Below are 13560 nucleotides of genomic sequence, written 5' to 3'. Positions count from 1 at the left end.
TCGGTCTCGCGCTCGGTTTCGCCGCCGCCTTCGGCGGTTTCGGTGCATTCCTGATCGTGCTGGTATTCGCGGCCCTCGGGCTGCTGGCCGGCCGGTGGCTCGACGGTGAACTCGACCTGGGCGCATGCGCTGGAGCAGCATGCGCGCAGCGCCGAGCGGGAGGCCGAACTCGAGTACTGGCGGACCGTCGCCGGTACCGCCGATCCGCTGCTGACCGAGCGCGCGCTGGACCCGGCGGTCGCTCCAGAACCGGGCGGGCCCCACCCCGGCGAAGGTGAGCCCAGCAGGCACGGATAAGTGGGTAGACCGTTCGTGAAGGGGGCCGTGATTTTAGAGGCGCTCTACGCTTTGCTCCCTCGCTCCGTCAGCCCAGACCAGGGGCGGGCCCAGCCCATGGTCTGGGCTTTCCGGGTCAGGAGCGCAGGGGGGTGGTTTCGCGGGGGGCGTAGGTGGGTTGGTGTTTCTTGAGCAGGCCGATGACCTGGTAGGTCACCGGGAGCATCAGCACCTCGACCAGGGTTTTCCACAAGAAACCGATGATCACGTAGTTGACGAACTGACCCCAGCTGTCGATACCGATCGCGGTGGCCGCGATGGAACAGAAGATCAGGGTGTCGGCGAGTTCACCCACCACCGTCGACCCGATCAGGCGGGCCCACAGGTACTTCTCACGGGTGCGTTCCTTGATCAGTACCAGGGTTGCGGAGTTGAGCAGCTGGCCCACGACGTAGCCCGCGAGCCCAGCCGCCACCAGCTGCGGGGTGGTGCCGATAACGCTACGGAACGCCTCCTGGTTCTCGTAGAACACCGCCGGCGGCAAATGGATCGCGACGGCGAAGCACACCACCATGACGAGCAGGGCGGTGAAACCGTAGAACACGGCGTGCCGGGTGGCCCGGAAACCGTAGACCTCGCTCAGCACATCACCGAGAACGTAGGCCAGGGGGAACAGGAAGAAGGCGGCGTCGGTGGTGATGGGCAGGATCTCCAGGGGGCCCAGGCTCAGCGAACTACCGGAGAAGAACTGCACGCCCTTGGTCGCGCAGATATTGGAGATGAGCAGGGTGGCGGTGAAGAATACGACGATCGGCGTGTAGTACCCCCGCGCCACCTGGGCGAATGCCACGTGAACGGGCGCGGGGTGTCCAGACTTGCCGGGTAACGGGGGTTTGTTGGAGTCTTCCACCCGGCTATCCAATCAAACTCTCGAATAGGGTGTAGGCATGACGAACCCCGGCAACTCCGACGAATGGTGGAAGCAGTACGGGGGGTCGGGCGTATCGTCGGATCCCGCGAACGCACAACCGTCCGCGGGCGAACCGTCCAGTTACCCGTCGTATCCCTCGTCGCCGGCGCCCGCTCCCATGCCGCCGCCCGCGACTCCGACGTACGGGGTGCCGCCCACGCCGGCCCCGCAGGCCAACCCGTATCCGGCGATGCCCGCCTACCCTGCGAACCCGTCATATCCCGGCACGCCGCAGGGGCCGGGATATCCGATGGGCTATCAGCCCTATGGTTATCCGCCGGCCCAGGCCGGAACCAACGGGCTGGCGATCGCCTCGCTGATCGCCTCGCTGGTGGGTATCGGCTGCGGTATCGGGGCCATCGCCGGAATCATCATGGGCGTGATCGCACTCGGCCAGATCCGGGAAAACGGTCAGCAGGGTCGCGGTATGGCGCTGGGCGGGATCTGGGTCGGTGTCGCCTGGATCGTGCTGTGGGTGCTGTACGTCGTGTTGATTTTCGCCGCGTCTGCGTAGCCGCTCCGCTCAGGCCTCCAGGACCTGGGTTCCGCCGGCGAGTTTGTCGTGCCAGCCCTGTTTGTTGGGGTCCTTGTCCATGGTGGCTGCCATGTAGATCATCAGCGCGAGCCCGGCCACCCAGCCGAGGCACGGAATGATCGATACAGCCAGGTAGACATTGCGTTTCAGGGACGCCAGCGGCGGTACGGTGGGTGCGCCGTTCGGGGCCACGACCTTCAGGCCGATGATCCTCTTGCCCAGTGTCGCGCCGGTCCGGCTCTCCATCAGCACGAAGTACAGCAGGATGGCGGCGAAGACGATCGCATAGCTGACCGACATACCGGACAGACCACTCATATTCGGCATGATGACGAAATTCAGCAGGATCGCCAGCGGGAGCCCGACGATCAGATTGTCGATCAGCCGGGCGGTGAATCGAGGCCATACCTTGCCCGGCACACCGAAGGCGGGATCGAACTGGCCGTATCGGTGGCCGCCGTACTGCGGTTGCGGGTGCACGGTCTGCTGATACAGCGGTCGCTCGTTCGGCGGCGGGGGCGGGGGCTGCTGTCCGTAAGGCTGCGGAGGCGGCGGCTGCTGCCCGGGCGGGCCCGGCGGCGGTGCGTACGGACCGGGAGCGCCGTACTGCGGCGGCTGCCCGTACGGCTGCCCGGCCTGGGGGTGGTTGCTGGGGTCGTACCCGCCACTGGTCATTTCGCCTGCCTGCACTCGAAAATCATCAAGACCCGGTCGCAGGCCAGATTACGGACCGCCGGCCGCGCACACCAAGCTGTCGGGGTCCAGTATCCACGGCGTTCGGGGCAGCCGGCCGGGATCGAATCCGGTGAGCAGTTCGTCCGCGCTGCCGCCCGACAATCCCAGTGAGGCAGCCAACATCGCGACCACCGCGCGTACCGAGTCGCCGCGGTGGCGCCGATCGGCGAGGGTGACCGCGCCGTCACGTTTGGCCAGCCGCTGCCCGGCCGTGTTCAGCACCAGCGGGACGTGCGCGTACTCGGGCACCGTCAGGCCGAGCAGGGTGGCGAGATAGGCCTGCCGCGGAGTGGACGGCAGCAGATCGTCACCACGCACCACCTGGTCGATACCGTGTTCGGCGTCGTCGACCACGACCGTCAGGTTGTATGCCGGGATACCGTCGCCGCGGCGGAGGACGAGATCGTCCACCGGCCCGCGGTACCTTCCGTGCAGGCGATCGGTGATCTCGAAAACGCGGCGGGCCGCCCGCAACCGGAGTGCGGCCGGGCGGCCCGCGGCGCGACGGGCGTCGCGTTCGGCCGGGGTGAGATCGCGGCAGGTGCCCGGGTAGGCGCCCTGCGGGCCGTGCGGGGCGGTAGCGGCCTGCTGGATTTCTTTCCTGGTGCAGAAGCATTCGTAGGTCAGGCCCGCTTCGGTGAGCCGGCCGACGGCCGCGTCGTAGCGCCCCAGCCGGTCCGATTGGTGCAGTACCGGGCCGTCCCAGTCGATGCCGAGGGCGGCGAGATCACCGAGCTGGCGTTCTTCGGCGCCCGGCCGTACCCGGTCCAGGTCGTCGACGCGGAGTACGAAGCGGCGGCCGGTGCTGCGGGCGAACAGCCACGCCAGCAGGGCAGTGCGCAGATTGCCGAGATGCAGATCCCCCGAGGGGCTCGGGGCGTACCGGCCGGCGCCGGCGGTGGGTGTACTGGGCGCGGGGTCGGTGGGCATCGCTGTCATGGTAGGTCGCCGGTGAGCCGGGGCATGAGCCCGGCGCGTTCGGCGAGTGCGGTGGGGGTGCCCGGTCGCGCGGGGATCTGTTCGTCCAGTTCGGCCAGCAGCGCTTCGGCATGAGCGATGAGGCCCGGCCCGTCGAGGCCGTAGGGGAGTGCCCCGGCGGGATGGCCGGCAGCGGCCGGGTCGAATGCCCGGATACGCTCGATCGCGCGGTTCAGCAGTGTCCGGGCGCCCTTGGGGTTGCCGCGCTGGATATGGGTCAATCCGACCGCGTACTGCGCGAGTCCCTGCCACAGCATGCGCTCGGCGGCCGGACCGTTCTTCCAGACCGATTCCAGGACCTCGTGGGCGTTGAAGGCCAGGCCCTGGTCCAGGAGTTGCTGTGCGTAGGCGAGTGCCTCGCCGGGCGGGAGGTCGAGATCGTCGGGGATACGCGGAACTCCGGGCGAACCCGGTGGTAGTGGACGTCCCAGCCGGTCGCGCGGCCGGGCGTTGGTGGCGCGTCCCTGATCGTCACGATCGCGTTCGGGCATGCGGCCATCATTGCGCTCCATGCGCGCGGAGTGTGCGCCAGGGGGATTGACATAGGATGAATAAGCGATCACGTAACAATCACATCGGCCGTTTCCCGATCATTCGTCCAGACCATTTCAGATATTTTCGAGCAAAGTCATCCTTATAAGTCCGCAATTGCGTGGCAATGGCGCATCTTAGCGGAATTGGCAAGACTATTGGCTCCGTTGGCAAGATATGGGCAAATTAGCCATGGAGGTGCTAGTCTTCCGGATGCGGGGCCGCTCACAAGGGGTTTGAGTCACCGCGTCAGGTGTGTTCGCGGACAGTGCGAGTCCGATAGACCGAACCCGGCAAACCGGAAATTTGCTCGCTATCTGCGCGTGCATCGGAAGTATTCGGTGTCAGCACCGGATACCAGCTAGTTCGAGAACTACGCAGGAATCAATATCGTTATCGACGCAGCGAAGGAGTGCAGTGCCGTGAAGGTGGATATGACGGGTGCTGTGTGGCGGAAAAGCTCATACAGTGGCCCGGACGGGAACTGCGTGGAGGTGGCATTTCTCGTAGACGGCAACGTGGCGGTCCGAGATACCAAGGATCGCGGCAACGGGCCGGTACTGGCCTTCGCGCCCGGCGAATGGGCCGAGTTCCTGTCCGGCGTGTCGGCGGGAGATCGCCGCGGCGCCTGAGGTAATCCCGATATCAGGCAGTACGGCCCCGGGCCCGGTTGGCCCGGGGCCTTTGCCTGTCCGCAACCGTTGCCTGGCCGCGATAGGGGTCGCGGTGACGGGCTAGGGTCGGGCCGGTGATCTCGCTGGCAGCTCCGGACGCCACCATGTACTGGCTGTCCCGGCGTACCCGCAACGACCAGTTCCTGCTCTACTGCTTCGCGGAGTCCACCCGCACGGACAGTGCATTACACGCCGAAATCCTGCAACGGTGCGCCGCTGTCCCGGAACTGCGGCTGCGTTTATACGACGATCCCACGGGCCTGGCCTATCCGATGTGGATTCCCGCCGAGCCCACCGCGGCGCACATTCGACAGCACCGGCTCCCCACGGACCACTGGCCGGAACTACTCGCCGCCCTCGGTCGATTGACCGGCACCGGTGTCGACGCGCAGGTTTCTCCGTGGCGACTGCACATCTTCCGCGGGATCCGCGACAGTCCGGTACCCGACCCGCAGGTGACAGTGGTCGTGCTGCAGATATCGCACGCACTGGTCGACGGCCGCGGTGCTGCCCGGATTGCCCGCGGTCTCTTCGCCGGCCCCACGCCACCGGAGCCCGGGTCCGACGCATCCGGGAGCAAGCCGGTGCTGGAGGCCGGTCGCCCACGGCCTACCGGAGGCAGGTCCGAGCATCCCGTCGGTGACGCAATTCCGGAGACCGCGGAGTGTCTGTCCGGCGCGGGTGAGCCGTCGCCGCAGACGGGGGAACCCGGTACGGCAGGAGACGGGTATGCGCGGCCCATCGGTGCCGAGGCCCCGGAGCCGGCCGAGGACCTGTCCCTGCACGGAGCAGGCGAGTCGCTACCGCAGGTCGGGTCTGCGCCCTCGGAACGGGAGCTCGCCTCTCCGGGCGGCAACGAACCGGCGACGGCGCCCTGCGCCGATCGGGTGCCCACGCTCCCTGGCGCCGGGCTGTCGGCGATTTCAGCGATCTGTCTCGCTCCGTTGCGGGCCGCCGTGACGTTGCCCGTAGGTGTCGGCCGGACGGTCCGACGCGGTATGGCCGCCGCGCGGGCGCGGAACGAACTGGCGGCGCTCACCGCCGCCGGCCGGGTTCCGCCGCCGGGGCCCGGATATCCGCCCGGGCCGCTGAACAGGCCCGCCGAGGTGGCCGGGCATACGGTACGGATGCTGGTATGCCCGGCGGAGGCCTTCCGTGTGCCCGGATTCAGCGTCACGGTGGTCGGTCTGACGGCGGTATCGATCGCACTCGAGCGGTATCTGTTGGGGCGAGGTGAGCAGGTCGTGCGGCTGGGGGCGCAGGTGCCGATGGCCCTGCCGCCGCGCCGCGGGGTCCGGAACAACTATCGCAGCCTCGGTGTCGATCTCGCCGCCGATGAACCCGACCTGAGACGCCGGGCCACGATCATCGCGGCGGAACTGGCCGCTCGCCGCGAACGCGCGCGGCATCCGCTGCACGATGCGCAGGACGCCGTCGATGCGGTGCTACCGCCGTTGCTGTTGCGCCGGGACGTGCGCGATTATCCGATCGACAGCACGCCCGAGCAGATCACCGGGCATACCGTGGTGTCCAGCGTGAACCGTGGTCCGGCCGATCTGGCCTTCGGCGGCGCGCCGGTGCGGTTCACCGGCGGATTCCCCGCACTCGGTTCGGTGATGCATCTCACCCATGGGATCCACGGGCTGGGCGAGACCGTCACGCTGTCGGTACATGCCGACCCGGAGGTCGTGGATCCGGACACTTATGCCGGCCATCTGCGGGATGCTCTGCGTGAACTACCACGACTACGGGACTGACGAGTGACCTCCGCGCGGCGCGGCCTTCGTGGTAGCGCGTATGCCCGCCTGACGGGCAACTCAGTTCGGGTCGATACCCAGTTCTTCGCGGGTGGCGATGATGAGGTCGCGTTCGGCCACGCGTACCTCGCCCAGCATCTGGGTCTTGTGGTCGCGGGCCGCGCGGATCTCCTCCGGCGGGGCGTCCTGCAGCTTCTTACGCTGCAGGGTGAGGGCCGACAGCAGGACGTCGGAGAGCGTATCGGCCAGCCGGCGCCACTGCTTGTAGTGCGTATCCGAACCGACCAGCCGAAGCACGTTGGCCCGGTCGGAGCCGGCTTCCAGGTTGTGGATCAGATCACCGATCAGTTCGTCGGTCCAGTCCTCGTCGCGGCGCAGTGCCTGACAGATGCGGCTGGACATACCCAGCGAATCGGCCACCGCGCCGGTGACGGCGTCCCGGCGCCAGTGTTCGCTCGCCTGGACCAGGGCCACGGCATGTGCGGATTCCACCTGGGAGTGGGCGGCGTCGAGCTGTAGCCGGGTGGAATCGGCCTGCTGCGCGGCGCTGGCGGTCTGCTGCTGGGCCGCGATGGACAGGGTCCGCTGGGCCCGTTCGTCGGCGGCGGCGATCGCATCCCGGTTCGTCCGATTGTTGACCAGTACGGCGATCACCGCCGCACCACCGAGCGCGAGCGAACCGAGCAGCGGCAGCCACGACTGCCACCAGGCCGGGGAACTCTGAACGATCTCGATCACCTGGGGATCCACGGCGCCCATAATGGCACCGTCGCCGCGGTCGGGCGCGACGGCCGTCACAATTGGGTGCTCAGCGGGGCTCGGGCATTGGATATCTTGCGGGGTAAGGTGATTCATGCTATGTCGGCCGGGTTGCCCCGGCGGCGGACCGTGCGTGGTGGCCGGAATGAGCGGGCGTTTTCACGATGCGCCGGGGTGGCAGGTATGCTGCTCGGCGGAGGATTCGCCTAGTGGCCTATGGCGCTCGCCTGGAACGCGGGTTGGGTTAACAGCCCTCGCGGGTTCGAATCCCGCATCCTCCGCAGCCGGCCCCGTCCGTGGAGCATTCCACCGGCGGGGCCGTTTTCTGTTCCGGACCGGGTCGCCCTCCTGTCCCGTTCCGGTGACGAGGCCCCCGCTGCGCGGTGTCCGCGGATGCGGCTACACTGGCCCACGGATCCCGCGCGGCGCGCATCCTGTGAACTCCCCCAGGGCCGGAAGGCAGCAAGGGTCAACGGGCTCTGCCGGGTGCGCGGGGTCCCCTTGAACCGGACCGGTGCTCACCGGAGATCCGGACGAGAATCCGCCGCGGTGACGTCCCCCGATCGGCACCGAGAATCCCAACACCTCCCAGCCGTCGCGGACGTCCGGGTAACGTGGCCCGGGGCGCCCGGCACCACCGGCCGCCCGTAAGTGCATTCACCCACCAGGTCGTTGGAAAGGCTGTCCAGGATGCCCCGGCAAACCCAGATCGGTTTGATGAGTCCCGAGGAACTCGCCGCCGAGCACGAACTCCAGTCCGCGAACTACGCGACACTGCAGGCCGCTGCGCTCACCCTCGATCTGACCCGGGGAAAGCCTTCGCCGGAACAACTCGCCCTCTCCTCCGCGATGCTGTCGCTGCCCGGCGACGGCGATTTCCGCGACGGCACCGGCACCGACTGCCGCAACTACGGTGGTCTGCACGGTCTTCCGGAGCTACGCGCCATCTTCGGCGAACTGCTCGGTATCGGCGTCGACAACCTGATCGCCGGTAACAACGCCAGCCTCGAGCTGATGCACGACACCATCGTCTACGCCACCCTGCACGGCCTGCCCGATTCGCCGCGCCGCTGGGCCGACGAGCCGGTGGTGAAGTTCCTGTGCCCCAGCCCCGGCTACGACCGCCATTTCGCGATCACCGAATCGCTGGGCTTCGAGATGATCACGGTGCCGATGGGGCCCAACGGGCCCGATACCCGGATGATCGCCGAACTGCTGGCCGCCGATCCGCAGATCAAGGGTTTGTGGGCGGTTCCCAACTACTCCAACCCGACCGGCGCGGTGTTCTCCGAAGAGGTCGTGCGGGAACTGGTTTCGATACCGGCCGCGGCGCCCGATTTCCGGTTGTTCTGGGACAACGCCTACGCCGTACACCCGCTCACCGATACCGCCGCGCCGGTGGCCGATGTACTCGGGCTCGCCGCGGCGGCGGGTAATCCGCACCGCCCCTTCGTTTTCGCCTCCACCTCGAAGATCACCTTCGCCGGTTCGGGGGTGAGCTTCCTCGGCGCCTCGACCGAGAACCTGAACTGGTATCTGGGGCATGCGTCGAAGAAGAGCATCGGTCCGGACAAGATCAACCAGCTGCGGCATCTGCGTTTCTTCAGCGATGCCGCCGGCGTGCGGGCCCATATGCAGAAGCACCGCGCCATCCTGGAACCGAAATTCGCGCTGGTGCTGCGGATCCTCGAGGATCGCCTCGGCCCGTCCAAGGTGGCCTCCTGGACCGAACCCAAGGGCGGTTATTTCGTCAGCCTCGATGTGCTCGAGGGCACCGCGGCACGGGTCATCGAACTGGCGAAGGACGCCGGTATCGCGCTGACCGCCGCCGGGTCGGCCTTCCCGTACAAGAAGGATCCGGAGGACAAGAACATCCGGATCGCACCCAGTTTCCCGGCGCTGCCGGAGCTGGAGCAGGCCATGGACGGATTGGCGACCTGCGTGCTGCTGGCAGCGACCGAGAAACTGCAGAAGTAGGGAATCAGGCCGGTTTGCGGGCGTGCACGGCGAACATCGTCACCGAGAGGTGGATATCGCCGCTCGCGGCGCCCGCGGCCAGGTCGGCGAGCAGCTGTTCACGTTCGGCCTCGGTGATCACCCGGCGCGCTACCGCCATGGCGGAAATCCTGCTGACCAGCGCGCCGGCTCCCACCATCCGCTCCTGGACCAGCGCATGCGATCCGGTGCTCTCGGCCTCCAGGCCCGCGGCGGTGAGCAGGCCCTGCAATCGGCGGCCCGAATAGGGATTGGTGGTCGCCGAGATCAGGGTGTCCACGACCTCACGCACGACCCGGGTGTTACCGGGATGCACGATCGCCGAACCCCAGTCGGCATCCATCACCACGGCCCGGCCACCCGGCCGCAGAACACGCGCGATCTCGCGGGCCGCGCGCGCGGGCGCCGTGAGGTGCTGGAACACGCGCTCGCACAGTACGGCGTCGAAGGTTTCAGGACCGAAGGGCACACCGTAGGCATCGCCGGAGTGGAAGGTGGCGGTGGAATGTGCAGCGGCTGCCCGCCGCTCGGCAGCGGCCAGCAGGTTGGGGTCGGGCTCCACCCCGGCGGCGACACCGGTGGGGCCGACCGCCGCCGCGAAGGTGATCACCTCGGAGCCGGTGCCGGAGCCGATATCGACGGCTTTTTCGCCCGGCTGCAGCGCGAGCGCCTGATGCGCCCAGTCGCGCAACCGGTCGAGTCCGGGGAGCGCCGCCTGTAGGTCGCGGATATCGACCAGCTGATCCTGGCCGGCGGCGTCGAATCGGTCGGGGCGTAACCCGAAACTGTCCATGGGTCCGTGTCCATCCAGTGTGTTGGGTGGGTGTATCGCCGTGTGTGGCATGTGGTGAGCCTAACTCGGGAGCGTGGGATGATCGCTGGTAGTACACAGCGTGAGGGAGTCGGGCCCGGAGGCGGTGCCGAAGCGTAACCACGCAGGGCCCGCCCTCACGCTCGACAAGCGCGGCGTGCGTGGGTCGGGCCCGGAGGAGGCCGTAACCGGTAGCCCGGCCCATGCTCGACAGCCGCAGTGAGGAGAGCAGGCCATGGCCAAGTTGTGTCTCGCGCAGGAACCCGAGGCCGACCAGCTGCTGTCGGAGAGTCCGCCGGCGCTGCTGATCGGGATGCTTCTCGACCAGCAGTACCCGCTCGAACACGCTTTCCGCGGTCCGAAGAAGATCGCCGACCGGATGGGCGGGCTGGATATCCACGCCATCGCGGCGGCGGATCAGGCCGGGTTCGAGGAGATGGCGGCGACCCCGCCCGCCATTCACCGCTACGGCCGGTCCATGGCGCGGCGGATCCAGGATCTGGCGCGATATGTGATCGAACATTACGACGGCGACGTGACGGCGATCTGGACCGCCGGAAACCCGGACGGCAAAGAGGTGCTGCGGCGGTTGAAGGCGCTGCCGGGCTACGGCGACCAGAAGGCCCGGATCTTTCTCGCCCTGCTGGGCAAACAGCTCGATATCCGGCCGGCCGGCTGGGAGGCGGCGGCCGGCGACTACGCCGAGCCGGGATCGCGCCGTTCGGCGGCCGATATCGTCGACGGGGAGACACTGCTCGAGGTCCGCGCCTTCAAGAAACAGATGAAGGCCGCGGCCAAACAGAAATAATCCCCTGGGGTGGGGCCCGCCCGGTTCTGGAGCGACGGAGCGGGGGAGCGAAGCGGAGGAGCGGAGGAGTGAAGAACCGGGCCTATAAGGGCCCCACCCTCGAGCCGCGGAGCGGCTCCAATATCTCAGCGGAGGCGCGCAAGCCGGGTGAGCTCGGCGGCCAGACCGGAATCGCCGGCCGGGGTGAGCGACAGATCGGGCCCGGCGGCCAGCAGATAGCGTCCGTCGCCGGTGAAATCCAGCCAGGTGCGGTGGATCGGAGGTGGCGACATCGGATCCTCCGGTGCGACCGTGATGGTGAAGAACCCGCGGGCGTCGATCGGCCGGTGCAGCGCCTCCCGCAGCCGGCGCGCCCGGATCTCCACGGGGCCGGTCGCGCCGGGGCCCTGCTCCGGGCAGAGCACCGCGGCGCGTGGTGCGCGCATAGCGGGTAAGCGGCCCGCCCGGGCCGGGCCCAACGTGCTGACCAGGTGTTTGCCCACCGTCCGCGCATGACACGCGATCAGGGTGATCTCCCCGTTCTGCGCGCGTACCAGCGCGCCCCAATTCCCGAACCCGACCGCCACCGCGAGCACGGGATCGCCGCGCCGGCCGGAACCGTCGAAATCATCCCCGAATACGGTCACCCGCGTGACATCGGTCCGGGCGAGGAACCGCAGAGTTCCGGTGAGGTCGGGGTCGCCGTTGGGCGGAAACCGGTGTTCCAGCTCCAGTGCCGACCGCGCGCTTTCGGTGGCGGCGGTGGCCCGCGGTGCGAGATCAATGGGATGGGGCCGTCGGTCGAGTCCGGTCTCGGTCTGCCAGAGGTAGCTGAACTCGTCCGGCGTGAACACCCATTCCATCAGCGGCTCCCGCCACCCGGATCGCCGCGTTCGGCTCGTTCGGTTTCGGTGTATTCACCGAGAACCGGTGGCACCCTGGGCTCGGTCGCGGTCAGTTCTTCGTTCGCTGCGTGCAGGTAGTCAGGGCTGGTCCGCTCGGAATCGGGCGGGCGGGTGGCAGGTACGCCGGCGGACGATGGCAGGGGCATGCCCGTGGGGACCAGCCGTCCCGGCCGCTGCCCGGGATGGTCGTGTCCTTCCGTCGTGGAACTGTTCGGGCCCGTGCCGGCGGGGCCGAGCGCTTCGCGTTGCCCGGGCAGCGGTGGATCAACCGGTTCGGTATGGCCGGCCGGGGCCCGGACGGACGGGTCGGGGGAATGGGGGACGGCCGCCTGCTCGGGGGCAGCGGTCGCCCCTGATGTAGTGGGCGCTCGGACTACCGGTGCATCAGGCACAGTGCTGCCTGCCCCACCAGGAGATTTTTCGTTTCCGGCGGCCGGCGTGCCGGATGAGGGTGCCGTGGCACCCGGTGCATAAGCGGGCGGTGTGCCAGGGGCTGCTCCCGGTCCGCCGGTGTAGTTCGGCTGGATGCCCGGGGCCGGACGGTGTAGTGGCGTATTGGTGCCCGGTGCGTGCGCGGGCCCCGAAGTGCCGCCGGTCGAACTGCCGTGGCCCGGTGCGGCGCCACCACCCGTAGTGCCGGGCGGCGAGGAGGGAACAGGTCCTGCCGGGGCCGGACCTGCCGGGCCGGGGCCGGGCGGTATCGGGGCGGCAGCGCCGGTGATGGGTGAACTCGCCGGTGAGCGCGGCGAAAGATCGGTGACGCCCGGGCCGGCAGACGGGCCTGTTCCGCGGTCGGCCGGGGCCGAGGAGGGCTGGGCGGCGGGTTCCGAGCGTGCCGGTTGGGTGTCCGGTGCAGACGCGGCAGCGGGTGCTGTATCGCCGGCGGGCGCGTCCGGAGGCTGGGGAGGGCCGGGGGCCGCAGTGTTGTCCGGCTGTGGAGATTCGGCCGAAGGCCCTGAGACCTCCGCTGGGAAGCCTGCTTCCGATGACAAATCCGAGCGGGCACCCGCCGATTGCGATTCGTTTTCCGGAACGGTCGGCATGGGCGCCGAAGCGTTGCCGGGTGACGGTTGCGGTCCGTTGCCCGTTCGGCCGGAAACGGGGGCCGTATCCCCGTCGATGTGCGAAGTCGTGGATTCCGGCGATTCGGGATCCGCCCCGGCGGTCGCTCCGGGGCCCGTGCCCGATGTCGTGTCCGGGTCTCGGCCCGGAACCGCCGGTATACCCGGACCTTCCGGCGCCGTGGCGACCGCGGCGGGAAACCGGGGAACGTTGTCGCCGCTCGCCGGGATGGTCGGGTTGTATCCGAAGGTCATGGCGTCCTGGGCGGTCGCTGTCGCCGCGGCCGCCGCGAGGTTGTAGGCCGTACGCCGCTGCCCTCCGGTCGCTGCCTCCACAGCCGAATCCGGATCCGGCCGGTACGGTTCCGGCGGCGGTGGGATGGCAGCCCGGACCGATTCGGCGGCATCGGAATTCGCCGTCATGAGATGCCCGATCGTGCGGCAGACTTCGACGGTATCGTCGCCGGCCCGTACCAGGGCGGTCGCGGCCTGCATCGCCGCCGCTGCCGCGATACCGGACCATTCGCCGGACAGCCGGGTGAGTTCGCGGGCGTGCTCGTCGAATGCCGATTCCAATGTGTCGGCGGTGCGACCCCACGCGTCGGCTACCCGGCGTAGCTCGGCCGGTGCCAGCCGCTCGCGTGCGAGGTCCCAGATCTGCCGATGGGTATAGGCGTCGAATACTTCACGATCCGGTACATACGCCGGATCGGTGCCGGTATCCGTCGTACCGGTCTGCCCCTGATAGGTCACGGTCGGCCCCCTTGCCTGTCGGTCCGCGAACGC

General features: G+C 68.7%; 14 protein-coding genes, 1 tRNA gene and 1 other RNA gene. 8 read left to right on the top strand and 8 right to left on the bottom strand.

What is annotated here, in order from left to right; genetic code table 11:
• Nucleotides 1–105 precede the first annotated feature (105 nt).
• Complete coding sequence (locus tag QH196_RS02930) at nucleotides 106–297, top strand: hypothetical protein (protein ID WP_280414182.1); 192 nt, start codon at nucleotides 106–108, stop codon at nucleotides 295–297.
• Nucleotides 298–412: 115 nt separating this feature from the next.
• Here QH196_RS02930 and QH196_RS02925 read toward each other — a convergent pair whose 3' ends face one another.
• Nucleotides 413–1186, bottom strand: a complete 774-nt coding sequence (locus QH196_RS02925; protein ID WP_432279423.1) for a queuosine precursor transporter — start codon at nucleotides 1184–1186, stop codon at nucleotides 413–415.
• A gap of 37 nt (nucleotides 1187–1223) precedes the next feature.
• Here QH196_RS02925 and QH196_RS02920 point away from each other — a divergent pair, with 37 nt between their 5' ends.
• Nucleotides 1224–1760 (top strand): DUF4190 domain-containing protein, encoded by a 537-nt coding sequence (locus QH196_RS02920; RefSeq protein WP_280414177.1) that lies wholly within the window; start codon nucleotides 1224–1226, stop codon nucleotides 1758–1760.
• A gap of 9 nt (nucleotides 1761–1769) precedes the next feature.
• On the opposite strand, the gene QH196_RS02915 is transcribed toward QH196_RS02920, so the two are convergent.
• The 3 genes from QH196_RS02915 to QH196_RS02905 are packed head-to-tail and all read right to left on the bottom strand — an operon-like array spanning nucleotide 1770 to nucleotide 3985.
• A complete protein-coding gene (locus QH196_RS02915; RefSeq protein ID WP_280414176.1) occupies nucleotides 1770–2471 on the bottom strand; it encodes an RDD family protein in 702 nt (233 codons plus the stop codon).
• 33 nt (nucleotides 2472–2504) lie between these two features.
• A complete protein-coding gene (gluQRS, locus tag QH196_RS02910; protein ID WP_280414175.1) occupies nucleotides 2505–3455 on the bottom strand; it encodes a tRNA glutamyl-Q(34) synthetase GluQRS in 951 nt (316 codons plus the stop codon).
• Nucleotides 3452–3985 carry a DUF309 domain-containing protein gene (locus tag QH196_RS02905; protein WP_280414174.1) on the bottom strand — a complete coding sequence of 178 codons (534 nt, stop codon included), beginning with the start codon at nucleotides 3983–3985 and terminating at the stop codon, nucleotides 3452–3454. Before QH196_RS02905 ends, gluQRS begins: the two co-directional genes overlap by 4 nt.
• A gap of 474 nt (nucleotides 3986–4459) precedes the next feature.
• Between QH196_RS02905 and QH196_RS02900 the strand changes: the two genes are divergently transcribed.
• Both QH196_RS02900 and QH196_RS02895 read left to right on the top strand, forming a co-directional pair.
• Entirely contained in the window at nucleotides 4460–4657 is a 198-nt protein-coding gene (locus tag QH196_RS02900) for a DUF397 domain-containing protein (protein WP_280414180.1), read from the top strand.
• A gap of 116 nt (nucleotides 4658–4773) precedes the next feature.
• The gene (locus tag QH196_RS02895) at nucleotides 4774–6456 is read left to right on the top strand and encodes a wax ester/triacylglycerol synthase domain-containing protein (RefSeq protein ID WP_280414173.1); all 1683 of its coding nucleotides are present in this window, start codon (nucleotides 4774–4776) and stop codon (nucleotides 6454–6456) included.
• A gap of 60 nt (nucleotides 6457–6516) precedes the next feature.
• Here QH196_RS02895 and QH196_RS02890 read toward each other — a convergent pair whose 3' ends face one another.
• A complete protein-coding gene (locus tag QH196_RS02890) occupies nucleotides 6517–7215 on the bottom strand; it encodes a hypothetical protein (RefSeq protein ID WP_280414172.1) in 699 nt (232 codons plus the stop codon).
• A gap of 195 nt (nucleotides 7216–7410) precedes the next feature.
• Here QH196_RS02890 and QH196_RS02885 point away from each other — a divergent pair.
• The 3 genes from QH196_RS02885 to QH196_RS02875 all read left to right on the top strand — a co-directional run bounded on the left by QH196_RS02885 (nucleotide 7411) and on the right by QH196_RS02875 (nucleotide 9192).
• Nucleotides 7411–7496: transfer RNA gene (locus QH196_RS02885), tRNA-Ser, on the top strand.
• 129 nt (nucleotides 7497–7625) lie between these two features.
• Nucleotides 7626–7720: signal recognition particle sRNA small type (gene ffs / locus QH196_RS02880), an RNA gene on the top strand.
• Nucleotides 7721–7905: 185 nt separating this feature from the next.
• The gene (locus tag QH196_RS02875; RefSeq protein WP_280414171.1) at nucleotides 7906–9192 is read left to right on the top strand and encodes an aminotransferase class I/II-fold pyridoxal phosphate-dependent enzyme; all 1287 of its coding nucleotides are present in this window, start codon (nucleotides 7906–7908) and stop codon (nucleotides 9190–9192) included.
• A gap of 4 nt (nucleotides 9193–9196) precedes the next feature.
• On the opposite strand, the gene QH196_RS02870 is transcribed toward QH196_RS02875, so the two are convergent.
• Nucleotides 9197–10003: a methyltransferase domain-containing protein gene (locus tag QH196_RS02870; RefSeq protein ID WP_280414170.1), complete on the bottom strand. Its 807-nt coding sequence runs from the start codon at nucleotides 10001–10003 to the stop codon at nucleotides 9197–9199.
• Between the two features lie 253 nt (nucleotides 10004–10256).
• On the opposite strand from QH196_RS02870, the gene QH196_RS02865 reads away from it, so the two are divergent.
• Nucleotides 10257–10829: an HhH-GPD-type base excision DNA repair protein gene (locus QH196_RS02865; protein WP_280414169.1), complete on the top strand. Its 573-nt coding sequence runs from the start codon at nucleotides 10257–10259 to the stop codon at nucleotides 10827–10829.
• A gap of 125 nt (nucleotides 10830–10954) precedes the next feature.
• Here the strand turns inward: QH196_RS02865 and QH196_RS02860 are convergent, their stop codons facing one another.
• Both QH196_RS02860 and QH196_RS02855 read right to left on the bottom strand, forming a co-directional pair.
• Nucleotides 10955–11671 carry an ESX secretion-associated protein EspG gene (locus QH196_RS02860; RefSeq protein ID WP_280414168.1) on the bottom strand — a complete coding sequence of 239 codons (717 nt, stop codon included), beginning with the start codon at nucleotides 11669–11671 and terminating at the stop codon, nucleotides 10955–10957.
• Nucleotides 11671–13527, bottom strand: coding sequence for a WXG100 family type VII secretion target (locus tag QH196_RS02855; protein ID WP_280414167.1), 1857 nt, complete (start codon nucleotides 13525–13527; stop codon nucleotides 11671–11673). Before QH196_RS02855 ends, QH196_RS02860 begins: the two co-directional genes overlap by 1 nt.
• Nucleotides 13528–13560: the final 33 nt, after the last annotated feature.

This window comes from Nocardia carnea, assembly GCF_029868325.1.
Lineage (GTDB): Bacteria > Actinomycetota > Actinomycetes > Mycobacteriales > Mycobacteriaceae > Nocardia > Nocardia carnea_C.
The sequence above is the reverse complement of the archived record's forward strand: the minus strand, read 5'-3'. Positions and strand labels throughout refer to the sequence as shown.

Coding starts and splice junctions, on each gene's coding strand:
- QH196_RS02865 (WP_280414169.1), top strand. CDS start 10,257: ATGGCCAAGTTGTGTCTCGCGCAGGAACCCGAGGCCGACCAGCTGCTG.
- QH196_RS02890 (WP_280414172.1), bottom strand. CDS start 7,215: ATGGGCGCCGTGGATCCCCAGGTGATCGAGATCGTTCAGAGTTCCCCG.
- QH196_RS02875 (WP_280414171.1), top strand. CDS start 7,906: ATGCCCCGGCAAACCCAGATCGGTTTGATGAGTCCCGAGGAACTCGCC.
- QH196_RS02905 (WP_280414174.1), bottom strand. CDS start 3,985: ATGCCCGAACGCGATCGTGACGATCAGGGACGCGCCACCAACGCCCGG.
- QH196_RS02920 (WP_280414177.1), top strand. CDS start 1,224: ATGACGAACCCCGGCAACTCCGACGAATGGTGGAAGCAGTACGGGGGG.
- QH196_RS02860 (WP_280414168.1), bottom strand. CDS start 11,671: ATGGAATGGGTGTTCACGCCGGACGAGTTCAGCTACCTCTGGCAGACC.
- gluQRS (WP_280414175.1), bottom strand. CDS start 3,455: ATGACAGCGATGCCCACCGACCCCGCGCCCAGTACACCCACCGCCGGC.
- QH196_RS02900 (WP_280414180.1), top strand. CDS start 4,460: ATGACGGGTGCTGTGTGGCGGAAAAGCTCATACAGTGGCCCGGACGGG.
- QH196_RS02870 (WP_280414170.1), bottom strand. CDS start 10,003: ATGGACAGTTTCGGGTTACGCCCCGACCGATTCGACGCCGCCGGCCAG.